The 24,728-nt window shown below is 33.3% G+C and carries 28 protein-coding genes; 15 read left to right on the top strand and 13 right to left on the bottom strand.

Annotated features, from left to right (window positions below; translation table 11 throughout):
- The 12 genes from CKF58_RS02040 to atpB form a co-directional block, all read right to left on the bottom strand.
- Positions 1 to 576 (bottom strand): hypothetical protein (locus tag CKF58_RS02040; RefSeq protein ID WP_147397189.1); only part of this gene is annotated, 576 nt, incomplete at its 3' end.
- Between the two features lie 15 nt (positions 577 to 591).
- Positions 592 to 1,218 (bottom strand): RNA polymerase sigma factor, encoded by a 627-nt coding sequence (locus CKF58_RS02035; RefSeq protein ID WP_119530338.1) that lies wholly within the window; start codon positions 1,216 to 1,218, stop codon positions 592 to 594.
- A 363-nt stretch (positions 1,219 to 1,581) separates the two neighbouring features.
- The gene (locus CKF58_RS02030; RefSeq protein WP_119530336.1) at positions 1,582 to 2,631 is read right to left on the bottom strand and encodes a sigma-70 family RNA polymerase sigma factor; all 1,050 of its coding nucleotides are present in this window, start codon (positions 2,629 to 2,631) and stop codon (positions 1,582 to 1,584) included.
- A 5-nt stretch (positions 2,632 to 2,636) separates the two neighbouring features.
- Complete coding sequence (ftsY, locus tag CKF58_RS02025) at positions 2,637 to 3,965, bottom strand: signal recognition particle-docking protein FtsY (RefSeq protein ID WP_119530333.1); 1,329 nt, start codon at positions 3,963 to 3,965, stop codon at positions 2,637 to 2,639.
- Positions 3,966 to 4,145: 180 nt separating this feature from the next.
- A complete protein-coding gene (locus CKF58_RS02020) occupies positions 4,146 to 4,568 on the bottom strand; it encodes a F0F1 ATP synthase subunit epsilon (RefSeq protein WP_119530331.1) in 423 nt (140 codons plus the stop codon).
- A 42-nt stretch (positions 4,569 to 4,610) separates the two neighbouring features.
- Positions 4,611 to 5,999, bottom strand: coding sequence for a F0F1 ATP synthase subunit beta (atpD, locus tag CKF58_RS02015; protein ID WP_119530329.1), 1,389 nt, complete (start codon positions 5,997 to 5,999; stop codon positions 4,611 to 4,613).
- A gap of 24 nt (positions 6,000 to 6,023) precedes the next feature.
- Positions 6,024 to 6,899: a F0F1 ATP synthase subunit gamma gene (gene atpG, locus CKF58_RS02010; RefSeq protein ID WP_119530327.1), complete on the bottom strand. Its 876-nt coding sequence runs from the start codon at positions 6,897 to 6,899 to the stop codon at positions 6,024 to 6,026.
- Between the two features lie 39 nt (positions 6,900 to 6,938).
- On the bottom strand, positions 6,939 to 8,489 hold the full coding sequence (gene atpA / locus CKF58_RS02005) for a F0F1 ATP synthase subunit alpha (protein WP_119530325.1): 1,551 nt from the start codon (positions 8,487 to 8,489) through the stop codon (positions 6,939 to 6,941).
- Positions 8,490 to 8,600: 111 nt separating this feature from the next.
- Positions 8,601 to 9,152, bottom strand: a complete 552-nt coding sequence (locus tag CKF58_RS02000) for a F0F1 ATP synthase subunit delta (protein ID WP_119530323.1) — start codon at positions 9,150 to 9,152, stop codon at positions 8,601 to 8,603.
- 58 nt (positions 9,153 to 9,210) lie between these two features.
- Positions 9,211 to 9,681, bottom strand: a complete 471-nt coding sequence (locus tag CKF58_RS01995) for a F0F1 ATP synthase subunit B (protein ID WP_119530321.1) — start codon at positions 9,679 to 9,681, stop codon at positions 9,211 to 9,213.
- A 72-nt stretch (positions 9,682 to 9,753) separates the two neighbouring features.
- The gene (gene atpE, locus CKF58_RS01990; protein ID WP_119530319.1) at positions 9,754 to 9,999 is read right to left on the bottom strand and encodes a F0F1 ATP synthase subunit C; all 246 of its coding nucleotides are present in this window, start codon (positions 9,997 to 9,999) and stop codon (positions 9,754 to 9,756) included.
- A gap of 111 nt (positions 10,000 to 10,110) precedes the next feature.
- Entirely contained in the window at positions 10,111 to 10,923 is an 813-nt protein-coding gene (atpB, locus tag CKF58_RS01985) for a F0F1 ATP synthase subunit A (RefSeq protein WP_119530317.1), read from the bottom strand.
- 1,086 nt (positions 10,924 to 12,009) lie between these two features.
- Here atpB and CKF58_RS01980 point away from each other — a divergent pair.
- The 9 genes from CKF58_RS01980 (at position 12,010) to CKF58_RS01940 (ending at position 20,183) form a co-directional block, all read left to right on the top strand.
- Positions 12,010 to 12,951: a hypothetical protein gene (locus CKF58_RS01980; protein ID WP_119530315.1), complete on the top strand. Its 942-nt coding sequence runs from the start codon at positions 12,010 to 12,012 to the stop codon at positions 12,949 to 12,951.
- Between the two features lie 120 nt (positions 12,952 to 13,071).
- Positions 13,072 to 14,274 carry a hypothetical protein gene (locus CKF58_RS01975; RefSeq protein WP_147397188.1) on the top strand — a complete coding sequence of 401 codons (1,203 nt, stop codon included), beginning with the start codon at positions 13,072 to 13,074 and terminating at the stop codon, positions 14,272 to 14,274.
- 28 nt (positions 14,275 to 14,302) lie between these two features.
- The gene (locus CKF58_RS01970; protein WP_119530313.1) at positions 14,303 to 15,277 is read left to right on the top strand and encodes a KpsF/GutQ family sugar-phosphate isomerase; all 975 of its coding nucleotides are present in this window, start codon (positions 14,303 to 14,305) and stop codon (positions 15,275 to 15,277) included.
- A gap of 41 nt (positions 15,278 to 15,318) precedes the next feature.
- Positions 15,319 to 15,888 (top strand): KdsC family phosphatase, encoded by a 570-nt coding sequence (locus CKF58_RS01965; protein WP_119530312.1) that lies wholly within the window; start codon positions 15,319 to 15,321, stop codon positions 15,886 to 15,888.
- Positions 15,889 to 15,891: 3 nt separating this feature from the next.
- The gene (gene lptC / locus CKF58_RS01960) at positions 15,892 to 16,446 is read left to right on the top strand and encodes an LPS export ABC transporter periplasmic protein LptC (protein ID WP_119530311.1); all 555 of its coding nucleotides are present in this window, start codon (positions 15,892 to 15,894) and stop codon (positions 16,444 to 16,446) included.
- Positions 16,447 to 16,454: 8 nt separating this feature from the next.
- A complete protein-coding gene (locus tag CKF58_RS01955) occupies positions 16,455 to 17,033 on the top strand; it encodes an LptA/OstA family protein (protein WP_119530310.1) in 579 nt (192 codons plus the stop codon).
- Positions 17,034 to 17,055: 22 nt separating this feature from the next.
- The gene (gene lptB / locus CKF58_RS01950) at positions 17,056 to 17,784 is read left to right on the top strand and encodes an LPS export ABC transporter ATP-binding protein (RefSeq protein WP_119530340.1); all 729 of its coding nucleotides are present in this window, start codon (positions 17,056 to 17,058) and stop codon (positions 17,782 to 17,784) included.
- An 11-nt stretch (positions 17,785 to 17,795) separates the two neighbouring features.
- Complete coding sequence (locus CKF58_RS01945) at positions 17,796 to 19,157, top strand: hypothetical protein (RefSeq protein WP_119530309.1); 1,362 nt, start codon at positions 17,796 to 17,798, stop codon at positions 19,155 to 19,157.
- A gap of 39 nt (positions 19,158 to 19,196) precedes the next feature.
- A complete protein-coding gene (locus tag CKF58_RS01940; RefSeq protein ID WP_119530308.1) occupies positions 19,197 to 20,183 on the top strand; it encodes an FUSC family protein in 987 nt (328 codons plus the stop codon).
- Between the two features lie 57 nt (positions 20,184 to 20,240).
- Here CKF58_RS01940 and lpcA read toward each other — a convergent pair whose 3' ends face one another.
- Positions 20,241 to 20,831, bottom strand: coding sequence for a D-sedoheptulose 7-phosphate isomerase (gene lpcA, locus CKF58_RS01935; RefSeq protein ID WP_119530307.1), 591 nt, complete (start codon positions 20,829 to 20,831; stop codon positions 20,241 to 20,243).
- Between the two features lie 279 nt (positions 20,832 to 21,110).
- Here lpcA and CKF58_RS01930 point away from each other — a divergent pair, with 279 nt between their 5' ends.
- From CKF58_RS01930 to CKF58_RS01905, 6 genes are read left to right on the top strand one after another with little or no spacing between them, the layout of a single operon-like run.
- Positions 21,111 to 21,929: an ABC transporter ATP-binding protein gene (locus CKF58_RS01930; protein ID WP_119530306.1), complete on the top strand. Its 819-nt coding sequence runs from the start codon at positions 21,111 to 21,113 to the stop codon at positions 21,927 to 21,929.
- A 12-nt stretch (positions 21,930 to 21,941) separates the two neighbouring features.
- Entirely contained in the window at positions 21,942 to 22,712 is a 771-nt protein-coding gene (mlaE, locus tag CKF58_RS01925) for a lipid asymmetry maintenance ABC transporter permease subunit MlaE (RefSeq protein ID WP_119530305.1), read from the top strand.
- 32 nt (positions 22,713 to 22,744) lie between these two features.
- The gene (mlaD, locus tag CKF58_RS01920) at positions 22,745 to 23,212 is read left to right on the top strand and encodes an outer membrane lipid asymmetry maintenance protein MlaD (protein WP_119530304.1); all 468 of its coding nucleotides are present in this window, start codon (positions 22,745 to 22,747) and stop codon (positions 23,210 to 23,212) included.
- Between the two features lie 26 nt (positions 23,213 to 23,238).
- A complete protein-coding gene (locus CKF58_RS01915) occupies positions 23,239 to 23,895 on the top strand; it encodes an MlaC/ttg2D family ABC transporter substrate-binding protein (protein WP_119530303.1) in 657 nt (218 codons plus the stop codon).
- Between the two features lie 31 nt (positions 23,896 to 23,926).
- On the top strand, positions 23,927 to 24,244 hold the full coding sequence (locus CKF58_RS01910; protein ID WP_119530302.1) for a hypothetical protein: 318 nt from the start codon (positions 23,927 to 23,929) through the stop codon (positions 24,242 to 24,244).
- Positions 24,245 to 24,253: 9 nt separating this feature from the next.
- On the top strand, positions 24,254 to 24,508 hold the full coding sequence (locus CKF58_RS01905; RefSeq protein WP_119530301.1) for a BolA/IbaG family iron-sulfur metabolism protein: 255 nt from the start codon (positions 24,254 to 24,256) through the stop codon (positions 24,506 to 24,508).
- Positions 24,509 to 24,728: the final 220 nt, after the last annotated feature.

Here is a 24,728-nt window from a genome sequence, read left to right as displayed (position 1 = left end):
TGTATAAGCAATAGTACTAAATGATGATTGCTCGTTTAATTTATTAAATACGCCTACAGTAGCAAATGTAGCAATAAATGCTAAAGCTGCACCGAAAAGATTACGGCGATTAAAAATTGATGTTTTAGTTACCACATCACTAGCTTGTGAATTATTAGCTACTTGAGAGTTATCTGCAGCTTTTTCTTCTACAGCTTGGCTAAAGAAAGCACCACGTTGCACATGGGTATTGGTGTTAAGATTAGCACCGTACTCATATGTTGGTTTAGCCATATTCTCTAAAGTAATATGTGGTAAGTCTACAGATGAATCTAATTCTAGATCATCAAATTCGCTATCAATAATTACATCTTCTTGAGCTGCAATTCTTGCCATAACGCTTTGCGTGAAATCAAAGCTTGCGAATTTAGAACAATCTTCAGTAGGAACGTAATATTCTTCATCAGGTGTTACATCAACATCTTTATCTTTTAAAGTTAAGATGTCTGTAATTAGTTGGTCATAAAAAAGATCTTTTAATGAAGTTTTTCCTGCTGCTAATTCATCTGCAATGTTAATTAGATGATTTACGCTCATAAAATATTCTTTTTATTAAAGTTTAGATAGTACATCATTCTCTTCTAAGAGTTGTTTGTACATTATTCTTGCGCGATTGATGCGTGAGCGTACAGAGTCTACGGTAATATCTAGTTCTGTACTAATTTCTTTATAACTAAGTCCTTTTTCAACTCTCATTAAAAAAGGTTTAAGTATATGTTCTGGTATTTGATGAAGTAAGTTTTCAAGAATAATACGATTTTCATCTGCAATTAAAGTCTCTTCAATTGAGTTCGTTTTATCTTCTTGAAGATCAACATAAGAACCATCGTAATCAATATCTGATTCAAAGGTTAAACTAACTCGGCGACTGCGAGCGCTAATTGCATTTAACATTTGGCGAATACCAATGGTACATAGCCAAGTGAAAAATTTACTTTTACCTTGAAATGAATCTAATCTTCGGTAAGCGAGAACAAAAACGTTTTGTGCTACATCTTCGACCAAGCCGTTATCACCATATTTCTTTAGCAGAAATTGGATTAGGCGGTTTTGATATCTCGTTACTAAGATCCCAAAAGCATTCATATCGCCGCTTTTGATACGGTCGATAAGCTTAAGTTCTTGTTGATGCAAACTTTCATCATTATCATCAATTTGCTTTAAGCTTTGCTCTGACATGAGATGTCTCAATAATACTAAAGGCAAAAACTTTTAAGCAATCTGTCGTAGCTCGTTATTTCTATAATATTAGACAAATTATTTTCTTAAAAGTTTTATAAATTTAAAAAATAATTTTGGTTTACCAAAATCATGGCTAGAATTCGGGGAACAACTGTAGTTTTTCATACAGTTTCTGTTTTATTATACTAAAATTTTATAATTTGCACAAATTAACCGTTATTAAAACAAGGACTTCATACCCTGCTTATTTCAGCCATGCTTCTTATTTGTCAAATATTACAAGTACTTAGACAAATGAAAACCGAAAAAGTTGCAAACTTTTACAAAAAAATTAGGGATAGATAACTCTATCCCTTAAATTTATTCTGGATCAGGACGGAATTGGGCTAAAGCTTCTGAAAGTTTTTGTTTTGCTTTAAGCTCAATTTGGCGTACCCGTTCATTAGAAAGATTGAATTTAGTTGCAATTTCATTTAAAGTAGCTTTTTCTTTAACTTCTGGGAAGAAGTCTTCAGCTACACGTACTTTAATAATATATTGCTCTCTTTCATCAAGTAGCGTATGGAAAGCTTCGAAGAAAGCTTCGCGTAAATTACGTGAAGTTTCATCTTCCTCTACTTGTTTAGCAAAATCAGAGTTTTCATCGGTAGTAAATGCTGATGGGTTGTAAACGTTTTCGTCATCATCACCAGCATCTGTTTCAAATGAAGTAGCTTTGGTTAAAGCCCCTTCAATACTTCTTACATAACTCGCGGTTTTGTTATTAAGAGTTTTAGCAATATCTTCGTAGTCTTTATTTGTTAAAGGACGTTCAGCACGAATTTTTAAAATTGCAGTTTTTGCTAATGAAGCATCTTTGGTTGTGATAGTTTTGGTAGCGTAAGCTAATTGATTTACTAATTTAGAAATATTTTTCTTAATATGGTGGTAGGCATAAGTAATTAAACGTCCACCATTAGATTTTTCTTGATCGTAATTTTTTACAGCTTCAACAAAGCCTTCAAAAGCCGCTTGATTTAAATCTTCATCAGCAACGTTTGAATATTTATAGTCTTTGTATACTAAGTGTTCAATGTATTTAGTATAGGCTTGTAAAAGGGTTGTAAAAGCTTTTTTACGCTCACTAATATCAATTTCTAAATCGTTGGCAGTTTTAATTAAAGCGTCTTCGATTTCTTTAGTTAGTACTTTACGTACCCCGCCAACAAAGTAAACAATTTCTTGTCCACGACTTTCACTATTTTGACTATTAGTTTGGTTATCTTTTTGTTTAGTAGTTTGACTACTTTGATTACTCGTAGCTGTAGTAATGGGACTTACATTGGCTGAAGAGTAAGCAGCATTAGTCATGCTACTAGTTGTGGTATTTAAATCTATATCTGCAGTTTTAGTTTTTGTCTCTTGAGCCATAGCAGTTATTCTTTAAATAGTGCATTAATGAATTCATCAGCATTAAACGGTTGGAGATCATCGATTTTCTCTCCTACACCAATGTAACGGATAGGTTTTTGGAATTTATCACAGATTGCAAAAATCACTCCCCCTTTAGCCGTACCGTCTAGTTTAGTTAAGTTAATACCAGTAATAGGTACAGCTTTATTAAATGCTTCAACTTGACCAACCGCATTTTGACCGGTTGAAGCATCTAGAGTAATCATTACTTCGTGAGGTGCGCTAGGATCTAATTTTTGTACTACACGCACAATTTTACTTAATTCATCAAGAAGATGCTGTTTGTTAGATAAACGACCTGCAGTATCTGCAATTACAACATCAATGCCTTTAGATTTAGCAGAATTAAAAGCATCATAAATAACCGCAGCACTATCTGAACCTGGTTTTTGGGCAATAACTGGAACTTGGTTACGATCACCCCATTCTTGTAATTGTTCAATAGCTGCAGCACGGAAAGTATCAGCTGCTGCTAAAATAACGCTTTTACCTTCTTGCTGTAATTTTTTGGTTAACTTACCAATAGTAGTAGTTTTACCAACACCATTTACCCCAATCATTAAGATTAAGAATGGTTTATGATCTTTAATTTCAAGTGGTTTTTCGCAAGGTTCGACAATGCTTTTTAATTCAACTTTTAGTTGCTCATATAGAGCTTGAGCATCATTAAGTTGGGTTATTTTGACGTGATCAGTAAGATTCTTAATAATTTTATCAGTAGTATCAATCCCTACATCGGCAATCAGTAAGTTTTCTTCTAAACGTTCAAAAAGATCACGATTGATTTTTTTCCCAACAAATAGAGCAGAAATCCCAGCACCAATATTTTGTCCAGTTTTTGATAAACCAGATACTAAACGTGCAAAGAAACCTTTTTTCTCTTTAACCGGAGTTTGTTCTGCTAAGAAATTGTGTTCTTGTGCTGCAGGTTTATCTGCTGGTTCAGATGTAGTATCTTCTTGCTTATCAATATCAGCTGTATTTTGTTCTAACTTAGGCTCTTCTTTTATAGCGTTGTTTTCTACTAAATCAACTTGTTCTTTATCAATTTGTACTTGATTGTCTAAAGCTTGATCTTGTTCAAGCTCATTTGCAGTAGCTTCTACTGTACTTAGAGCTTGATCATTAGCTTGATCACTAATTTGATCATTAACTTGTTCTGTAGCTTGTGCTACTTGTTGTTCGTTTGAGTTCTCTTGCTTAAGTGATTGTTGATCTTTTTGTTCTGAAGCTTGTTCTTTTGTCTTTTCTTCATTATTACCAAAAAGATTTTTAAACCAATTTAAAGCCATGAAGTATTCCTTTTTTGTCTGTATTTACTTATATATAAGTACTAAAAATTAGAAGTTATATATAAGGAAACAACTGCTTATCCTAGCTAGAGTATAAGTAAAATTATAACAATTTTTTAGAATATTCACAAGTTAAGCAAAAAGCAAGAGGGAACTAAAAAAGTTCCCTCTACTTCGTTGCTAGTGTTTTTGCATATTAATATATTCATAAGCACGAAGTTTAGCAATTTCGCGCTTAAGTTTAGCGGCAACAATATCAATATCTTCACTATCCTTAGAGTTAGAAAGACGATTTTCTGCAGCTTCTTTAGCTTTAAGAATACGTTCTTTATCTAATTCTTCGGCATGGATAGCAACGTCAGCCAGAATGGTAACTATATTTGGTTGCACTTCAATAAAGCCACCAGATGTATACATGGCATGAGGTTCACCATTAATATAAAAGCTTACTACTCCAGGTTTTAAACGAGATAGTAGTTGGGCGTGTTTAGGGTAAATCCCTAATTCACCAGCTTCAGCAGTTACGTTAACGTAATCTACAGTACCTTTATACATTACTCTATCTTGGCTAACAATAACAAGATCTATAGTACTTGCTGACATACTAACCTCTGCTAGCTTGAAATAAATGAACGCTGACTAAAATTAGTAAGCAAGAGTTTTAGCTTTTTCTACAACTTCGTCAATTGTACCTTGCATGTAGAACGCTTGTTCAGGGATATCATCGTATTTACCCTCTAAAATACCTTTGAAACCACGAATAGTTTCTTTTAGAGGTACGTATTTACCATCTGAACCAGTGAACACTGAAGCTACGAAGAATGGTTGAGATAAGAAACGTTCAATTTTTCTCGCACGAGCAACTGTAAGTTTATCTTCTTCTGATAATTCATCCATACCAAGAATTGCGATAATATCTTTTAGCTCGGTGTATTTTTGCAGAGTGTGTTGTACACCAGTTGCAACGTTATAGTGCTCTTCACCAATTACGTTCGGGTCTAATTGACGAGAAGTTGATGATAGAGGGTCAACCGCTGGGTAAATACCTAATGAAGCGATTTGACGTGAAAGAACTACTGTTGCATCAAGGTGAGCGAACGTTGTTGCTGGAGATGGGTCAGTAATATCATCGGCAGGAACGTATACAGCTTGTACAGAGGTAATCGAACCTTTTTTCGTTGAAGTGATACGCTCTTGTAGTACACCCATTTCTTCAGCTAGAGTAGGTTGGTAACCTACGGCTGATGGCATACGACCTAATAAAGCTGATACTTCAGTACCCGCTAGTGTATAACGGTAAATGTTATCGATGAATAAAAGAACGTCTGAACCTTCATCACGGAAACGTTCTGCGATAGAAAGACCAGTTAAAGCCACACGTAAACGGTTACCTGGTGGTTCGTTCATTTGACCATAAACTAGTGATACTTTATCAAGAACGTTTGATTCTTTCATTTCATGATAGAAGTCGTTACCTTCACGAGTTCTCTCACCTACCCCTGTAAATACAGAGTAACCTGAGTGCTCGATCGCGATGTTACGAATTAATTCCATCATGTTAACAGTTTTACCTACACCGGCACCACCGAATAGACCAACTTTACCACCTTTAGCGAATGGACAAATTAAGTCGATAACTTTAATACCAGTTTCTAGTAATTCTGTTGAGTTTGCTTGCTCTTCATAGCTTGGAGCTTTTTGGTGGATAGAACGAACTTCGTTGCTATCAATCGCACCCATTTCATCAATTGGTTCACCTAGAACGTTCATAATACGTCCTAAAGTACCTTTACCAACTGGTACAGAAATTGGCGCACTGGTATTTTTAACTGCTAAACCACGGCGTAAACCTTCGGTTAGACCCATGGCAATACAACGTACTACACCGCCACCAATTTGTTGTTCAACTTCAAGCACGAAACGATGGCCTAAATCTTGAACTTCAAGAGCGTCATAAATTTTTGGTACTGCGTCTAGTGGGAATTCCACGTCGATAACCGCACCAACAATTTCTACAATCTTACCTAAAGACATTGGTAATCCTCTAATTCTTTATGATTAAACTGCTGCAGCACCTGCAACAATCTCATTAAGTTCGTTTGTAATACTTGTTTGACGAGCTTTGTTATATACAAGACTTAACTCATCAATAAGTTTTGAAGCATTGTCAGTAGCCGCTTTCATTGCAATCATACGCGCAGCTTGTTCACATGCTAAAGATTCAAGAATACGTGCATGTACAACAGTATGTACATAACGGCTAATTAAATCTTTAAGAAGCTCTTCGGCATTATCATCGTCGTAGATATAGTCCCAACTATTACCATCTTCTAGTTGGTCAACATCTTGAGGTAAGTGTGGTAAAGGTAAATATTGTTCTCTACGTGGTTCTTGTGACATGGTATTGATATATTTATTGCTAAATAATTCAATCATGTCGTATTTACCACTTAAGAAGTCTTTTTCAATCCCTTGTACAAAGCCTAGTGTTACTTCGGCTTCAGGGCGATCACCAATACCAGTTAATTGATAAGCGATTTTACTTCCTACACTGTGGAAAAACCCAGCTGCTTTAGCGCCAATTACTGCTAAATCTACTTGAATTTGTTGTTGGTTATATTCATTTAAACTATGTAAAACACGTTTAAATAGGTTAATGTTTAAACCACCACAAAGACCACGGTCAGTTGAAATAACAATAAATAATGCTCTTTTAACTGGACGCTCTTTAATAAAAGGATTTGAAGCGTTAGGTTTTGATTTAGCAATGTGACTAATAACTCTTCGTAAAGCAGAAGTATAAGGTCTGCTGTGAGTCATTGCGTCTTGCGCTTTACGCATTTTAGAAGTAGCTACCATTTCCATTGCCGAGGTAATCTTTTGCGTAGATTCAATACTGGCAATTTTACTTCTAATTTCTTTTGTATTAGCCATATGCAATTCCTGTAGCTAGTTAATAAAAATTCAATAATCTTATTTTACAAATGATGATTTAGATTGGAATTCTTTAACTAAACGATCTACTTCTGCAATAGTGGCGTCATCCCAGCTACCAGTTTTGCTTAAGTTAGCCATAAATTCTGGAGCTGTAGAGTTACAGTAACGAACTAATTCATCAGAATAAGCTAGTAATTGATCAACTTCGACTTGTTTAATGAAGTTGTGTTCAATTGCATAGAGAATTACAACTTGGTCTGCTACTGATTTAGGTTTATATTGTTTTTGTTTTAGTAATTCAGTAACTTTTAAACCGTGATCTAGTTGAGCACGAGTTGCATCATCTAAGTCAGAAGCAAATTGTGCGAACGCTGCTAATTCACGATATTGTGCAAGTGATGTACGGATACCACCTGAAAGCTTTTTAATTGCTTTAGTTTGTGCCGCACCACCCACACGTGATACTGAAATACCAGGGTTTACCGCTGGACGAATGCCCGAGTGGAATAAACCTGTTTCAAGGAAGATTTGTCCGTCAGTAATTGAAATTACGTTTGTCGGAACGAATGCTGATACGTCACCAGCTTGCGTTTCAATAATTGGTAAGGCTGTTAAAGAACCAGATTTACCTTTTACTGCCCCATTGGTAAATTGTTCTACGTAACTTTCATTTACGCGAGCCGCACGCTCAAGTAGACGTGAGTGTAAGTAGAAAATATCACCTGGGAACGCTTCACGACCTGGTGGACGACGTAATAATAATGAAATTTGACGGTATGCAACAGCTTGTTTAGATAGATCATCGTAAACAATTAATGCATCTTCACCGCGGTCACGGAAGTACTCACCCATAGTACAACCTGCATATGGTGATAAGTATTGTAGAGCTGCTGATTCAGAAGCTGAAGCTACCACCACGATTGTATTTTCTAATGCACCGTGTTGTTCTAATTTGTTTACAACACTAGCAATAGTTGAGTTTTTCTGACCAATAGCAACGTAGATACATTTAACACCAGAATCTTTTTGGTTGATAATTGTATCGATTGCTAACGCGGTTTTACCTGTTTGACGGTCACCGATGATTAACTCACGTTGACCACGACCGATTGGGATCATTGAGTCAACAGCTAAGTAACCAGTTTGTAAAGGAGTATCAACTGATTTACGGTCAATAACCCCAGGAGCAATAACTTCAATTGGGTTATAACTTTCAGCTTTAATTTCACCTTTACCATCGATTGGCTGACCTAAAGCATTTACAACACGACCTAAAAGTGCATTACCTACTGGTACTGATAATAATTTACCTGTACCTTGTACTTCAATGCCTTCTTTTAAATCGCCATAATCACCTAGTACTACGGCACCGACAGAATCACGCTCAAGGTTTAACGCTAATGCATAACGATTACCAGGTAGAGCAATTAGCTCACCTTGCATTACGTTTTTTAAACCGTTAATACGTAAAATACCATCGCTAACAGAAATTACAGTACCAGAATTTTGTAAGTCATTTTGCGTTTTATATAACGCAATTTTATTTTTAATAATTTGACTGATTTCTACAGCAGAAAGAGATGACATATAAATTATCCTTAACTACTTATTTACAAAATTCGTTAATTTGTAATAAGAAAATAGTTAACTCAAAATTTACTTTATCTACTTTAAATAAGCAGAACTAAGCAACATGAATTATTTTGTAATTTGAGAACTTAGTTGTTCTAAAGTTTTACGACCTGAGCAGTCAATAGTGAAATCATCAGTTTTAATGATAATTCCAGACATGATTGAAGCATCTTCTTGAATTTCTAACTTCACAACGCGACCTAGTTTTGTTGCTACTGCTGAACCAATTTGTTTAATTTGTTCATCTGATAATTTACGAGCTGTTACTACTGTAACTGGAGCGGGTAAATCATAGTTTTCGCGTAGTTTTTGATAAAACTCACAAATACCAGGTAAGTATGCAAAGCGAGAGTGTTCATTAACCGTACTTAAGAAGTTAATTACATGTTCATTAACTAATTGTTCAGGTAGAACCTCAAGCACAAACTTTTTAATCTCTTCTTGGTAGTCGCTATGTTCTGCAAGTAAAGCTACAGCTACTTCATCTTCCATGATAGCTTTTAGAGCTTCTAGAACATTACCCCAAAAATTTAATGCTTGTTCTTTATCGCTTTGTTCAATAGCGTATTCAAAAACAGCTGTGGCATAAGGTCGAGATATCGTGGTAACGTTTTCCATAAAAAATCTCTCTGTAAGTTATAAACAAGAAGTCGGTTTTTAAGTATTTGACCAATGTTTATAATTTGCTAAGAGCATTATCAATGATATCTTGATTGTCTTTAGCACTAAGCTCACGTTCAACAATTTTTTCAGCAATTTGTACAGCAATAGCTCCAACTTCTGCACGTAATTCTTTTCTTACGCGTGAAGCTTCAAGGGCTAAGTTTTTATTAGCTTGCTCAATGATTTGTTCAGCTTTTGCTGTAGCTTGTTCATGAGCTTGTTCTACGATTTGAGATGCTTGTTTTTCTGCTTCGCTAAGAATTTCTTTAGCTTTTAATTTAGCTTTGCTGATTTCTAAATCTGCTTGATTTTTTTCTGAAACTATTTCTTCACGCATTTTAGCAGCAGAATTTAATGAATCTGCAATCTCTTTTTGGCGTTTTTCAATAGCACCAGAAATAGGAGGCCAAATAAATTTATAACAGAAAAGTACAAACACCAGAAATGCTATTGATTGACCTATGAGGGTCGCATTAATATCCATTGTTTCTCCTTAAATAGAACAAGGATGAGGGTTCACTTATACCTAAAGTTTATAAAATTAATTAGCCTAATATTAGATAACGCCGAATGCGTAAAGGATACCGAATGCTAAACCGATCATAGGAACAGCATCCACAAGACCTAATACTAAGAAAAATTGAGAACGAACAGTAGGAATTAATTCCGGTTGACGTGCACAAGCTTCAATATATTTAGAACCTAAAATACCTAGACCTAAAGCAGCACCGATTGATGAACCAGTAAAGATAATAGCTGCAGCTAACACTTTATAAGCATCTGTTAAAGTTTGATTATCCATTTTAATGTTCCTTAACGTAAAAAATGAAATATTAAATTAATAATGAAATACAAATTGACTAGGTTATTTCACAATACAGTTAAACTAACCAGGAAAATATTTAATTCCAAATTAGTGATCTTTATTCCAAGCTTTTGATAGATATACAATTGAAAGCATCATGAAAATATAAGCTTGTAATGTGATTACTAAAATGTGTAGCAGTGCCCATAAGAAACTTAAAGGTAGTGCACCAATAGCAAAAGCAATACCTGAGCCAAACATTGCTGCAATTAGAATAAAGATAATCTCACCGGCAAACATGTTACCAAATAGACGTAAAGATAGAGATAAGAACTCAGCAAAGAAGCCTAAGATCTCTAAGAATAAGTTAATTGGCACAGCTAGTAAACCCGGAAGAGGTGCACAGGCAAAATTACGATAGTAACCTAAACCTTTAGATTTGAACCCTGTGATAATGATAATAATGAATAATGCTAGGTCAATACCAAAGGTAATGTTCGCATCTGCTGTAGGCAGAGGTCTAAAGTGAATATCAGGATTACCCGTAATTAAAGCTACAAGTTTAGGAATCCAGTCAACAGGAATTAAGTCAACTAGGTTCATAGCAAAGATCCATAAGAAAGCTACACCTGCTAATGGAGCAAAGAGTCTCACATCGCAGTGAATGAAGCTTTTTACAGTTCCGTTAACCCATTCAATAAACATTTCAACTACAACTTGGAATTTAGTTGGAACGCCAGAAGAGGCTTTGCGTGCTTGCCATAGAAGAACTAAAGCAAGAATGATACCTAGTCCAAATGAAACTATAAGTGAATCTAAGTTAACAGTCCAAAAAGTACCCTTTTCACCAACGGTTAAAAATTGTAAGTGGTGCTCAAGATAACTTTCGAACGTTAATTCACTACCGTTACCAGATGACATAAGTCGTCCCCAATTATTGTTAGCTAGTTAAATAAGATCGATTGCTGTTATAACTAACAAAAATCGATCATATTACTATAATGACTTATAACTTACATATAAGGTTTAAACCTAGTAAGTCAAAAGTACATTTTTGGGTCATATTATCTTGATCGAAAAATAAGTTTTTGTCTAATTTTAATCAAAATAACAAACCGCCAATAGTATATCATCAAATGACAAGTCCCCAAAATGCAAGTTTTTACGTATAAAAATGCGAATTTATTAATTTTCAAAAGATTAAGTGCAAATATGTGTTAGAAAAAAATTTAATAATTTTTCGGTTTTGTGACGCAGTTGGCACTTTATTTGTAAAGATTGACAATTATAGGGCAAATATAGTAAAAGCAAGTAAAAGAGTAAACAATTTTTTAACGATTATAATCTTATAAAAAGTTAATAGTTGAGTAAAAGAGTATAGTTTTTGAAAAAGCAGAATAAAAGCAAGTAATTTTAATTAACAGTACACGCTAGATTAAAGTTGTTTTTGTAATTTAGGTCTTTATATCAATAGGTTAAGGTTATTCACTTACTTTTTCTGTAATAACTTATTAAATTACTAATTTATTAGTTGTCAAACTTTGCACATTTGCAAAATAAAAACTTGAGATTTGTGATCGAGTTGATCAGTTTTGGTGAGGTGGTAATTGCTAATTATGGTAACAGGAATAATAAGAAACTTTTTACTTAAGAATTGAACAAAGATTTGTTTTTACACCGTTTTATTTAATCTTAAGAGATTTAACACTTAGCTCTAAAATTTTGTCAGCGCATTTAACAATATCTTTTTAGAATAAGCTTGTAGATTAAAGGCTCTAGGATGCTAAAGTTTTCCAATTAAATGCCTTATCAATGCTATAATGTATAAATGCGAGCTTACTGCGAAGTTCTCTTCGTTGTAAGTAATTCCTTAATTTAAGTAACAGAACATCGATTTTCTAATTTAGAGAAAGAGCTCTTCTTAGTTCTTAAATAAGGAAAGCCCTGAATATATTTACAATTAGCAACATTTATATAGATAACTTGCTGAATTAAATTTACATCTCTATGAAAAAATTTCTTACTTTACCTGTAGCAGCACTTTTAATTAGTTCTAGCTTATTTTTAAGTTCTTGTGATAAAGTTAATGAAGTTGTAAAGCCAGTTGATAATCAACAAACAACTTCTAGCAGCGAACGTCCTCAAGCAAATGTAAACGCGCAATATTCACCAATTGATTATGTAAACTTAGATGAAGAATACACTATTCCTAATGTTTACAATGGTGACTACGTAAAAACTTTAAGCAATTACAATTTACTTTCAACTTCATATAAAAATTACTTATATCGTTTAGCTAAAGTTGAAGATTCGCCAAAAACTCAACAATTATTAAACGAAGTTTATTTAACCGTTGAAGATGTACGTAATGCTACTAACTCTGAAATTGTAATTTTCTACATTGATACTTTAAGAAATCTACAAGAAAACTTACAAGAGGGTATTAGTACACTAGCTTGGACGAATGGTATTGCAAAAAATACTGATATCGCAAGTTATACTGAAGATCAAAAAGTTGCTTTCTTAACAGATTTAACACGTGGTTTAAATCAATTAACAGATAACTTCTTTGCTATCCACCAGTTCCTAGGACAAAAAGATTTTGGTTTAGATGTTAAAACATCTACTTACGAATACGAAAGTTACCAAAACATGGTTCGTGTACTAAAAAATCTAAACGTAGCTTTAGTACAATACGACACTACTTGTTCAGTAAATTACCAACTAGCTGGTGATGTAATTAATTGTTTACAACAAAAATATAATGTGGCTTATGCTGCTTTAGATACGCAATTACTAAATGTATTTAATACTTACTTAGCTAATGCGAAAAATGAAGATTCAGCGCACATTAAAGAAAACTTAGAACAGTTAAATAAAAACTTAGTAACAGTAATTAATAAAAACAAACAATCGTTTGATTATTTCAATTCACTTTTAGCTAAATAAAATTTATTATTAGTAGTTCTAAGTAACATAAAAATAAGACCATGTTCAATATCTAGAAATATTTGAGCATGGTCTTATTTTTAAGCTTAAGATAATCTTTATTACTTCACGAGAATTACTATGTTTAAAGGCCTAAGAAAGAAATTTGCAGGAATAAATACTTTTAATAAGTTTATTCTAATTATTTTTCCAATAGCCATAGCTGTGCTTTTGGTTTACTATACTTTTGATGAAATCTTTAGAATAAAAAAAGAATTTTCAGAACATAAAGCCGGACCGGTAATTGTTCAAACTAGCACTTTTGACCAACAAATACATAAAGCTAATTTTACTTATATCCAATTAAGTAATCCTAAGCAAACCGAGATCGACTTAGCTCCAAATTTAGCTCCTAATGTTGAAAAAACTGAAGAAGACGAAAACTTAGCTGTAGCCAAGATCTATCTACAACAATATTGTCAAAATATTGATCTAGAATTAGAATTTAATCATTGCTTAACTAAAGTTTTAGAAAAGCCAGCACAGTTTTCAGCTTTAGTTGATTATAATAATGTAGATAAGTTCAATAGTACGGCAACTACCTTAATAAATTATTTACAAGGTCTAACCTTACTTACGAATGAGCAGCAAATGGGTATTACCCAAATGCTAACCGAATATGCTTCGTCAAAAGGCAACGCCTTTTTAGGATCTTATTATAAGTATTTACTTTTAATAACTGATCCCTATATCTTACATGTAGATAAAGATAAAGTAGCTAGCTTTGCTGAAAAGCCTTTTCCAGAACAAACTAAAAATTATTTAAAGCAAGTATTCAAAAAAGAAAATATCGATGAATACATTGCAAATCGCGCTATATCTATAAATACTCGTTATTTCTTATATATAGCCAATGAGATTATTGAAAAAATTAAAATAGATGAAGATTACCTAAAACAACAAGGTAAGCCAGCAGATAATAACTTTACAGTTTTTGCAGCTAATCTCTTACATCTATTAAGAGTTTATATTGATAATGATATTCCAAGTGACTATCTATCATACGAAGATGTAGAAGCCTATTTATCAGGTAAAGTAGAACTAATCTCTTATATGCAATTAGCATATGTAAGTACTTTAGTTTCTATGAATGAGTTTTCGAGCGACTTCTTACGTTTAATTCTCCAAATTTATCCAGAATGCCAAGATTTCGATAGCTTATATCAAAAGGTAAGCGGAATTATTGAATCTTTTGACGCACTGCAAATTAGTTTGGATGAAGTAGATGAAGTATCTCAAGAAGTGCCACCTGGTGAAAATGATGTCGAGCTACATAAAAATTAGTTTGTTGACAAAATAGAGGTTTACCTCAATGTACACTGAAAGTGCTTTAAGAACTTTACAAATTGAGATTGAACAGTTAAACAATCTTAAACAGACCTTAACTTCTCCTGCCTTTACACAAGCTTGTGACTTACTTTTACATTGTAAAGGTAAGGTTGTATGCATGGGAATTGGTAAATCAGGGCATATTGCTAAGAAGATTGCTGCAAGTTTTGCTTCAACTGGTACAAGTGCCTTTTTCGTGCATCCTTGTGAAGCTGGGCATGGTGATGCTGGAATGATTAGTGCCGGAGATGTGGTACTCTATGTATCGAATTCTGGAGAAGCTTTTGAATTTAACAGCCTTTTACCATATTTAGAGAAGTTTCAAATCCCTATTATAGGTTTAACAAATAACCCAGATTCTACATTAGGTAAATATAGTGATGTATGTTTACCTTTAAACGTTAAGCAGGAAGCTTGCCCCCTCAATTTAGCTCCTACAGCCTCATCAACTAATACTCTAGTTTTAGGGGACTGCTTAGTAGTAGCTTTAATTGATAAGCGTCACTTTTCCAAAAATGATTTCGCTTTTTCGCACCCGTTTGGCGTTTTGGGACGTAGATTGCTTATAACTAATGAGCAGTTAATGCGCTCGGGAGATGATTTACCTTTAGTAGCAGCTAATGCTACTATTTCAGAATGTCTTGTTACTATGTCAAAGAAAAACTTAGGTTGCGTCCTTGTTGTCCAAGATCCTCAATCTAGTGAATTACAACCTTGTCTCGGTATTTTTACCGATGGTGACTTAAGGCGTTTTATTCTGCATCATCAAGATATTTACAATACTGAAATATCTTTAGCGATGACAAAACAGTTTACTTTTGGTAAATTAAACGATTTAGCTTACAATACTCTTCAGATTATGGAGAAAAAGCGTATTATGGTATTACCGATTCTTGATGAGAATGGTAATATTCTTGGTATAGTTCATCAACACGCTTTATTAAATTCAGGTATCTAATTTCTCTTATCGTATTACAGATTTAACAACTAAGGAAAATTATGTTAGATTATCGTGCACATGCAAAAAACTACATTGATCTGTTTAAAGGGATTAAACTTTTAGTTTTAGACAATGATGGCATTATGACGAATGGACAAGTGCATTATTATGATAATAAAACAGCTGTAGGCGTAAGCTATAGTGTTTTAGATGGTTATGCAATTGCACGTGCCAAAAACTACGGTTTACACGTTGCTATCGTTTCAGGTCGTTCAAATGCAGCTTTAGAGCATCGTGCAGAAATTTTACATATTGAAGCAAATGACTTTTTTGCTGGGGTAAGTGATAAAGGGAAGTTTCTATTAGAATTAATGGAAAGATATAACCTTAAACCTGAAGAAGTTGCTTATATGGGAGATGATTTTATCGACATTTCAGCTTTCAAAGTAGTAGGCTTACCTATTTCAGTACCTAATCGTCATCCAATGGTAAATAGTTATGTTAAATACATTACTCAAAATGAAGGTGGCTTAGGTGCAGTAAGAGAAGTTTGTGATCTCCTAATTATTGCAAATGGTAAAGGTAGTGATATGAAAGATGCTTTACTAGCTTTTTGGAATGAAAAATAAGCAATGCTTAAACAAAAACGAATTATCTTTATACTTTGCCTCTTAGCTTTTGCTATTGGCTTTTACCGTTTAAATATGATTGATGATGAAGCTGTAGCTACTAATGTAGATGCAACTTTACCACAAATGGAAATTAGTAACGGTATTATGACAACCTTTGATCCTCTAGGTAAACCTGAATATGTGCTACTGTCAGAACAAGTAACACGAGAAAATGAAAATCAAAGCTTTGTGCTAAAAAATATTCTTTTATTTAGTAGTAATAAACAAGAAAATCATGACGCGATTTTTGTAAATACTTCAAGTGCAATTTATAAAAGTAATGTTATCGATTTTCCTCAACCTCTGTATATTTTTACTTTAAATCCAGCAAGTAGATTTACACGTGCTAATCTAACGAATGCTATTTTTGACTTAGATAAAAGTATTCTTTCTAGTAAAAGTGATTTAACTATTTACGGGCAAGGATTTAAAACTCATGCCGGAGGTTTTACATTCCATTTACGTAGTAGTCAATATACTCTAGAAGGAAATGTAAACACTGAATACTCATTTTAATAAAAATTATGTTTTCTAAATTTCTTAGAACTATACCTCTATTCGGTTTAATTGGTTTTATGAGTTTGTTTGGTACTCTTGCTAATGGGCAGACAAGCACCAATACAGAAAACTCTTCAACCAATGAAACAGTAACCACTAAAACTAACCAAGTAACTAGTTTTAAAAGTAATGGTAATAATACTTTAACTATTACCTCAAATACCCAAGAGCTAGAGCAACAAGGTAATGGTAATATTCGTTCGGTGTTTGTAGGTAATGTGGTAGTAACTTTAAATCATACGACCAGACTAAATGCCGATCGTATTGTTGTAACCGTTGAAAATGGTAAACGTATTGTTGTTGCTTATGGCAAACCTGTAGTAATTACTAATAGCGAACGTCAATTTAAGTTAGTAAGTAATGAAGTACATTTTGATGTAAATGGTAACTTAATTACTTCGTACAATAGTACGGCTACTTTACAAGGTAATACCTTAACCGGTAAAGTAATTACTTATAACACTCAATCTGGTAATATTTCTGCAACAGGTTCGTCGAATCAACAAGTAAGAACGGTAATTAATAATTATCGTCGTGCAAATTAAAAACTTTTTTGATCTTTACCATATGCAAAGTCATAAACTATCTATACGTAACATCGCTAAATCTTATAGTAAAAGATCAATCGTTGAAGATGTAAGTTTAGAAGTTAATTCTGGACAAATTGTTGTATTACTCGGACCAAATGGTGCTGGTAAAACCACAACTTTCTACACGATTGTAGGATTAGTACAACCTGATTCAGGTGATATTTTTCTCGATGATGTTTGTATAACAGATTTACCAATTTATAATCGAGCAAAATTAGGTATTGGTTATTTACCACAAGAAGTTAGTATTTTTCGTCAATTGACTGTTCGCGAAAACATTATGTCAGTTTTAGAGTTACGTAGTGATTTAACAGAAGAACAGCGTGAAGATGAAATGCAAAATCTTTTAGAGCAGTTCCATATTACGCATATTGTGGATTCTATGGGGCAAGCTTTATCAGGTGGAGAAAAACGTCGTGTGGAAATAGCTCGCGCTCTAGCAGCTAAACCTAAATTTATTCTGCTCGATGAGCCTTTTGCTGGAGTTGACCCAATTTCGGTCGAAGATATTAAAAACAATATCTATGCACTGAAAAACTTAGGCATTGGGATTCTCATTACCGACCATAATGTAAAAGCTACACTCGAAATTTGTGATCAAGCGTTTATTATCGGTCAAGGGCATGTAATTGCTTCAGGTAGCCCTGAAGAGGTTAAAGCTAACCATTTAGTGCAAGAGCTTTACATCCCTAAAGATTATTTATAAAACAAGACATCATGTTTAGTTTGAAAAAAGTTTTTACGTTACCTAGCTTTTTTAAAGGACGACATAATTCACATGTCGTCGTACGTAAAACCGAAGTTACAGATGTTGAAGATCAGCAAAGTACCCCTCTAGAAAATAAAATAATTCACAAATTACTTGTAACTTTAAAACCAGCGCAAGATACGTTAAAACAAAAAAGTACTTATCTGTATCAAGCGCAAGCTGCTAACTTAAGCACAAAAGAATCTAACGAAAGTAAAGAACAAACGAATAATCTTGATAGTAATGTAGATGAAATAAGCGAGAAAAAAGATACGTTTATTAATTCAGCAATCTATCAAACTCTTAATTCTTCCTATGAGTTAGATAATTATAAGTTACAAGCTAACGCTTATCAGACAATACAGGTCGAAAGAGATTCTGGTGAACAAGCCGTAAATCTACAAGCGACTTACCATAATGTTAGTACTGATAGTAAAGTGCTACAGTCTATAGATACAACTGGTTTTAAAGATTGTGAATTAAACTTAAAAAACTCTAGAGAAAGTCATGATCTACCTAGTACTTTAGAAGTAAAAATTATTACCGACCTTAAAACTCCTTTTAAAGCCTCGCAAAACGTACAAACTACGCAAAATATTATTTCGCATATTTTTTTAAATAATTATGATTTATGCGCGGTTAAACAAGAGGTTGGGCAGGTAGATCTGGTAGATAATTATATTGCGCAACTAAATCCTAATACCCATGAAATAGATCATGCTTTAAAAGCAGATTTTAAAGATGTTGTCAAACCTACAGTGCTTGCGAAAATCACAAACGGTTGTGATTATGACGGCAATAAATATACTCTTAAAGGTTTAAAGACTCATCATTGGCGTTTAACTTCCCTGATTGATATTAACTCTATTCACTTAGATTTAAGTTCACAAAGAGTAAAAGGAATTTTGGTTGAGGTTTTAAAACGCGAATTTAGTGGTGCAAAAGCTGAAGTAGTAAACAATGTTTTACTAGCGCTTTTGCAACGAGATCGTGAAGGTAAACAATATATTCATGACAATACTGTATTAATGCGGTGTATAGTTCCGGAATTGGAATATACCAAGATGCATTTTGTATGTTTGAAAAATCCTACGGTTTACGATCTTAATTATGATTTATTTGCCAAATATGTTTATGTGCTGCTAATTAGTCCGAACGATATGCATGCAGTCGTGCAAAGTTTGCCGGTTATTATTAAAAAAATTAATAATTACACTAATATGTTAATTGAGGAAGGAAATCCAACTGATAACGAAGAGATATGGAAGGATTTTGCTGATTTAGATTGGACTGATGTCTTTGCGACAGCACAGGAACAAACAACGGAATAAAAATACGTCTCTTAGATAACCTCTAGGAGACTTTTTAATATGAACCTCAAAAATAAAATAATCGAATTTGTAGGACAAGTTTACTGGCGCGAAGCGATACTCTTATCTCCAGCCTTAATTATTAGTGCATGTTTAGGTATTTATCTGGGGCAACAGATTTTAGTTCTTTTAATAGGTGCGCAGTTATCTTTAGGCTTTGGAGCAAGTCGCAGCCATCGTAACCGTCGTTGGTGGGTAATTATAACTTCGACTATATTTACAGCTTTAGCTGCAACTATTGGAAGTTTGATTGGCTTTAACTCACCTTTATTTTATCTTTTATTAACCATTCTTTGCGCTTCTTTCGCTTACTTAAACTGGATAGATAATAATTTTTGGTGGATAAACATGCAAGTGGTAGTGGCTTTATTAGTCGCTAGCTACTATCACCAAGATTTAAACTATGCACTTTTACGAGGTGGTATTATTTTACTAGCTGGCTCAATTTTGTTAGTAACCAGTTATATAGTTGCAAAGATTATTCCAAAGGTTAGTTTAGCTTTGCCACTTACGCCTGCTGTAGATTTACCTAATAGAGTTAGAAACAGCTACATTTATACTGTAGTCATTGCTGTAAATTTATCCCTTGCCATAGCTAACTACTTGAGTTTAAGTAATAGTTATTGGGCTGCTATTGCAGCCCTAATGATTTGTAAGCCTGATTTTAAACAAACCTATTTACAAGCGATAAAAAGATTTTTTGGAGCTGTGCTAGGTTGTTTATCAGCAGATTTAATAGTACATGTAAGTCATGATCACAATTTTATATTAGTTGTAGTCTTGTTAATTAATACGGCCATTGTTTTTAGTTTTCAAAAAGCCAATCCTTTGATTATGACCTTTTTAGCAACAAACTCAATTGTGATTATTATTTCAATGTATAAAGGAAATCCTTTAGCTGTAGCAGAACATCGGGTTGAAGCTACATTTTTAGGTGGATTAATTGGCTTAATCCTGACTAAATTATTAATTAGAACTCCTAAATAATTCTCTCATTGAAAAAGCCAGAAATGCATGCATTTCTGGCTACAACTATCAGGACAATTAATTTTTTGCCATTCCTTGTTCGATTAACATAATTAAAATGTGAATGAACTTAATATGAATTTCTTGAATGCGGTCTGCATAACCGTTATATGGGACGCGTAATTCAACATCGGTTAAATTTGCATATTTAAATAGCTGCCCACCATCTTTACCGGTTAAAGCAACAATTTTCATTCCTTTTTTCTTAGCTGCTTGGCAAGCATTTACAACATTTTCAGAGCTGCCTGAAGTTGTAATAGCAAAAAGTACATCACCTTTTTGTCCAACCCCTTCAACGTAGCGACTAAATACAAAAGGGAAACCATAATCATTACCTACACAGCTTAAGTGTGAAGGATCTGAAATCGCAATAGCTGCATATGCTGGTCGATCTAAACGATAACGTCCAGTTAATTCTTCAGCAAAGTGCATGGCGTCACAGTGTGAACCACCGTTACCACAGCTAATAACTTTACCACCGTTTTTTAGTGATTCAACAATCAGATCGGCTGCTTGTTGAATACGATTGAGTAAAGTTGGATTATTAATAACTTGATCTAGAGTGTCACGAGCTGTAAGCAGTTCGCTTTTAATTAATTCGATACTCATAACTTTCCTACATAAATTCGTTACCTTTATTATATATTTTTTCGCAGTGTTTGTAAGTAGTTATACGTAAAATTGTGCCAAAAAGTAGTTAAAAGTTGAAGATATCCTTATAACTTATATAGGAGATAGCAAAATTCTTTTATCTTGGTAGTCTGAAAAAAATGATATAATTAACATTTAGCAATACAAAAGCACAGCAAAAACAACAATAACTACACAGTTTATTTAGCCTTATATTACTAAGCTAAATAACTATTTTCCATATTCAAATTCTATCGTATGTCTAATAAAAATAACATAGTAGAAATTAAAGATATAGATTTCTATCGTGGTGATACCCCTATTTACCGCGGTCTATCTTTAAATTTTGAACGAGGTAAAGTTACTGCTGTGATGGGACCGTCAGGGATTGGTAAAACCACCTTATTAAAACTAATCGGTGGACAGCTAATTCCAAGTAAGGGTGACATTACATTTAATGGTAAGTCTGTAAGTAAAGCGAATACAAAAGAACTTTATCAAATGCGTAAAAGCATGGGTATGCTTTTTCAGTCAGGTACACTGTTTAATGATTTAAGTGTTTTTGATAATGTGGCTTACGCTTTACGTGAACATACTGATTTAAGTGAAGAAATTATTCGCATGATTGTTCTAATGAAACTACAAGCTGTAGGTTTACGTGGAACACATGAATTAAATCCTTCAGAATTATCAGGTGGGATGCAGCGCCGAGTAGCTTTAGCCAGAACGATTGCCTTGGATCCGGAATTAATTATGTATGATGAACCCTTTGCAGGACAAGATCCTATTTCAATGGGGGTTATCATTAAATTAATTAAAGATCTAAACCAAACAGCAGGTTTAACCTCAATTGTTGTAACCCACGATATTCAAGAGGTACTAACAATTGCAGATTATTGTTATATTTTAATGGACGGTAAAGTGCTATTCCAAGGTACAGCTGAAGAAGTTAAAAACTGTCAAGATCCATACGTTTTACAATTCTTAACAGCTTCTTCTGATGGTCCGATTAGTTTCCATAAACCTGCACCAGATTATCAAAGTGAACTATTTTTACAAGTTGACGCAAGTAAGTAGTTTTTAAGATTTATGTATAAATTAATTTGTCGTCTTGGGCAATGGTTTATTGATTTTATTACTAAAATAGGTTATTCAGGTGTAATGCTATTTCAAGCGATTATCGCTAAGCCTGATTTTCGTCATTTCCCTTTAGTAATTCAACAAATTTATAACCTTGCTGTAAGATCATTACCAATTGTATTAATTGCAGGTTTTTTCATTGGAGCGGTATTAGCGCTTCAAGGTTACCAAGTTTTAATTAAATTTAAAGCTGAATCATTTGTTGGTACCATGACTGCAATTTCAGTGTTAAGAGAGTTAGCACCAGTTGTAACAGGTCTTTTATATGCAGGTCGTGCTGGTTCGTCTTTAACCGCAGAGATTGCGTTAATGAAATCAACCGAACAGTTAAGCTCATTAGAAATGATGGCGGTAAATCCTTTACGTCGTATTATTTCTCCTCGTTTTTGGGCTTCAATTATTTCTTTACCATTATTAACTATTGTCTTTATGGCAATGGGTATCTTAGCTTCGGCATTTGTAGGTATTGATTGGAAAGAAATTGATGTCGGTGATTTCTGGGGATCTGTACAAAGTTACACTACTATGGGTGACTTTTTACATGGTTTTTACAAATCGATTATTTTTGCTATTTTTATCTCTTGGGTAGCCGTGTATAAAGGTTATAGCTCAGTACCTAACTCAGAAGGGGTATCGAAAGCTACTACTGATACAGTGGTAATATCTTCTTTAGGAATCCTTTTTATCGACTTACTAATTACCATTTACTTATTCGGTTAAACGTAAGTTTATTAATTTAGTGGAATTTAAACATGAGAGTTTCTGCAAAAGTACAATTTTTTGTAGGTTTATTTATTTTATTTGTTATAGGCTGTTTTATTTACATGGCCTTAAACGTAGGTTTTAAATTCAGCTCAAGTACCAAAAATTACTACACTGTATCAGCAACCTTTACTAATGTTAATGGTTTAAAATCTAATGCAGCTGTAAAAATTGGTGGTTTAAACATTGGTTTTGTTGAGCGCTTAGAATTAGATCCAAAAACTTATGAGCCTGTAGCAGTTCTACGTATTGAAAGTAAATACAATGATATCCCTGATAACTCAACTTTATCAGTTAAAACAAACGGTATTCTTGGGGATAAATACTTAGATTTACGTGTAGGTTTTGACTTACCTGGTCAAACTACAATGTTAACCAATGGTTCAAAAATTACTAACACTGTTTCAGCAGTTGATTTAGAAGATTTAATTTCAAAATTTGCTTTTGGTGATAAATAATCAAAGTAAATATAGGAGAAATTTTAATGAAACTAAAAACTCTTTTATTATCATTCTTTGTAAGTCTTAGCTTATTATTTAGTTCATTTGCAAGTGCTAGCACTTTAGTAAGCCCAAGTTCAGTTGATCGCGCTAATCCAGAAAAAGTGGTAACTGCAGCTATTGACAACACTTTCTTCATTTTAAATAAATATAAAGGTCAAATCAGCTCTTCTAACCAAGCATTAAGAACTGATATTAAAACTAATGTATTACCGTTTTTCAACATCCAATACATTTCTTTATCTTTATTAAATACTTACGCTCGTTCAGCAACTAAAGAACAATTAAGTGAGTTCTCAAGTGTAATCTCTGATTACATGGTAAACGCTTACATTGAAGGTTTATCATTCTATACAAATGAAACTACTTCAATGGGTGCAACTACTATTCAAGGCAAATTCGCAAATACTGCTGTAAACATTAACGCTAAAAACACAACGTACAATATTGTTTTCAAAATGTTTAATTTAAATAACAACTATGGTATCGTTGACTTTACAGCTCAAGGTATTTCTTTAGTTGGTACTAAAGCTAGCGAATGGCAACAAATTTTACGTCAAAGCGGTGTAACTGGTTTAACTGACTATGTACGTAAAAACATGAACAACATTTTAAACAGTTACACAGATCAAGCTAAATAATTTGTTGTAACTTTATAAAATGGTTTAAATTATGTATCAATTTTTAGCTAAAGAGCAAACTCTTGTTTTAGGTCAAGATCTTGGGCATGCACAAGTTGCACAATTAGAAAAAGATCTTCCTAAATTAAAAGCAGAGCTAAAAACTCTTACCGGAGATAATCTTAAATTAGATTTTACTTGTTGTAAGAACTTAGATACGTCAGGGTTTGCTTTCTTACTTATTTTATTGCGTTATATACAACAAGATAACCAACTAAAAACTAAACAAGTACAAATTTTAGGTGCTGAAAAAATTAAAGTTTACTCTACTTTGTACGATTTAGAAGGTTATTTAGCTCCATATTTTTAAGGAATTAAAGTGGAAGATTTAATCTCTCGTATTGGTGAAGAATTAAAAAAATTAGATTTAATTGATTTTAAAGTATTTTTAGAATCAAACCATGTAACTATTGTTGCAGTATCTGAATTATTTACTGATATGAGCTTACTTAAAAAGCAGCAGTATATAATGCGTGCAACTAAACCATTTTTAGCTTCAGGTGAAATTCATGCTGTACATATAAAAGCATTTACTCCTGAACAATGGAAAGTGGAAAAGTTCCAATATCAATAATAAAAATAGCCTCTTATGTTAAGCATAAGGGGCATTTTTATTGTTTAGATATTGTGGAATAGAGTACGAGCTCACTTATCTTGAAAAATGAGCGGTGATGGCTGATAAGAGTTGATTGTCGGTTGTATGTTTACGGTTATCAGTTTTAGTTATCGGTTGTAAATTATCGGGCCTAATTTCCCGAAATTTTTTAGTCTACTCCCTCCATCCTTCATTTGGA

The organism is Psittacicella hinzii, from assembly GCF_003585935.1.
Classification (GTDB): Bacteria; Pseudomonadota; Gammaproteobacteria; order Enterobacterales; family Psittacicellaceae; genus Psittacicella; species Psittacicella hinzii.
The sequence above is the reverse complement of the archived record's forward strand: the minus strand, read 5'-3'. Positions and strand labels throughout refer to the sequence as shown.

Excerpts from the sequence above, each read along its gene's own strand:
- CKF58_RS02035 (WP_119530338.1), bottom strand. The coding sequence starts at position 1,218 with ATGTCAGAGCAAAGCTTAAAGCAAATTGATGATAATGATGAAAGTTTG.
- CKF58_RS02030 (WP_119530336.1), bottom strand. The coding sequence starts at position 2,631 with ATGGCTCAAGAGACAAAAACTAAAACTGCAGATATAGATTTAAATACC.
- ftsY (WP_119530333.1), bottom strand. The coding sequence starts at position 3,965 with ATGGCTTTAAATTGGTTTAAAAATCTTTTTGGTAATAATGAAGAAAAG.
- CKF58_RS02020 (WP_119530331.1), bottom strand. The coding sequence starts at position 4,568 with ATGTCAGCAAGTACTATAGATCTTGTTATTGTTAGCCAAGATAGAGTA.
- atpD (WP_119530329.1), bottom strand. The coding sequence starts at position 5,999 with ATGTCTTTAGGTAAGATTGTAGAAATTGTTGGTGCGGTTATCGACGTG.
- atpG (WP_119530327.1), bottom strand. The coding sequence starts at position 6,899 with ATGGCTAATACAAAAGAAATTAGAAGTAAAATTGCCAGTATTGAATCT.
- atpA (WP_119530325.1), bottom strand. The coding sequence starts at position 8,489 with ATGTCATCTCTTTCTGCTGTAGAAATCAGTCAAATTATTAAAAATAAA.
- CKF58_RS02000 (WP_119530323.1), bottom strand. The coding sequence starts at position 9,152 with ATGGAAAACGTTACCACGATATCTCGACCTTATGCCACAGCTGTTTTT.
- CKF58_RS01995 (WP_119530321.1), bottom strand. The coding sequence starts at position 9,681 with ATGGATATTAATGCGACCCTCATAGGTCAATCAATAGCATTTCTGGTG.
- atpE (WP_119530319.1), bottom strand. The coding sequence starts at position 9,999 with ATGGATAATCAAACTTTAACAGATGCTTATAAAGTGTTAGCTGCAGCT.
- atpB (WP_119530317.1), bottom strand. The coding sequence starts at position 10,923 with ATGTCATCTGGTAACGGTAGTGAATTAACGTTCGAAAGTTATCTTGAG.
- CKF58_RS01980 (WP_119530315.1), top strand. The coding sequence starts at position 12,010 with ATGAAAAAATTTCTTACTTTACCTGTAGCAGCACTTTTAATTAGTTCT.
- CKF58_RS01975 (WP_147397188.1), top strand. The coding sequence starts at position 13,072 with ATGTTTAAAGGCCTAAGAAAGAAATTTGCAGGAATAAATACTTTTAAT.
- CKF58_RS01970 (WP_119530313.1), top strand. The coding sequence starts at position 14,303 with ATGTACACTGAAAGTGCTTTAAGAACTTTACAAATTGAGATTGAACAG.
- CKF58_RS01965 (WP_119530312.1), top strand. The coding sequence starts at position 15,319 with ATGTTAGATTATCGTGCACATGCAAAAAACTACATTGATCTGTTTAAA.
- lptC (WP_119530311.1), top strand. The coding sequence starts at position 15,892 with ATGCTTAAACAAAAACGAATTATCTTTATACTTTGCCTCTTAGCTTTT.
- CKF58_RS01955 (WP_119530310.1), top strand. The coding sequence starts at position 16,455 with ATGTTTTCTAAATTTCTTAGAACTATACCTCTATTCGGTTTAATTGGT.
- lptB (WP_119530340.1), top strand. The coding sequence starts at position 17,056 with ATGCAAAGTCATAAACTATCTATACGTAACATCGCTAAATCTTATAGT.
- CKF58_RS01945 (WP_119530309.1), top strand. The coding sequence starts at position 17,796 with ATGTTTAGTTTGAAAAAAGTTTTTACGTTACCTAGCTTTTTTAAAGGA.
- CKF58_RS01940 (WP_119530308.1), top strand. The coding sequence starts at position 19,197 with ATGAACCTCAAAAATAAAATAATCGAATTTGTAGGACAAGTTTACTGG.
- lpcA (WP_119530307.1), bottom strand. The coding sequence starts at position 20,831 with ATGAGTATCGAATTAATTAAAAGCGAACTGCTTACAGCTCGTGACACT.
- CKF58_RS01930 (WP_119530306.1), top strand. The coding sequence starts at position 21,111 with ATGTCTAATAAAAATAACATAGTAGAAATTAAAGATATAGATTTCTAT.
- mlaE (WP_119530305.1), top strand. The coding sequence starts at position 21,942 with ATGTATAAATTAATTTGTCGTCTTGGGCAATGGTTTATTGATTTTATT.
- mlaD (WP_119530304.1), top strand. The coding sequence starts at position 22,745 with ATGAGAGTTTCTGCAAAAGTACAATTTTTTGTAGGTTTATTTATTTTA.
- CKF58_RS01915 (WP_119530303.1), top strand. The coding sequence starts at position 23,239 with ATGAAACTAAAAACTCTTTTATTATCATTCTTTGTAAGTCTTAGCTTA.
- CKF58_RS01910 (WP_119530302.1), top strand. The coding sequence starts at position 23,927 with ATGTATCAATTTTTAGCTAAAGAGCAAACTCTTGTTTTAGGTCAAGAT.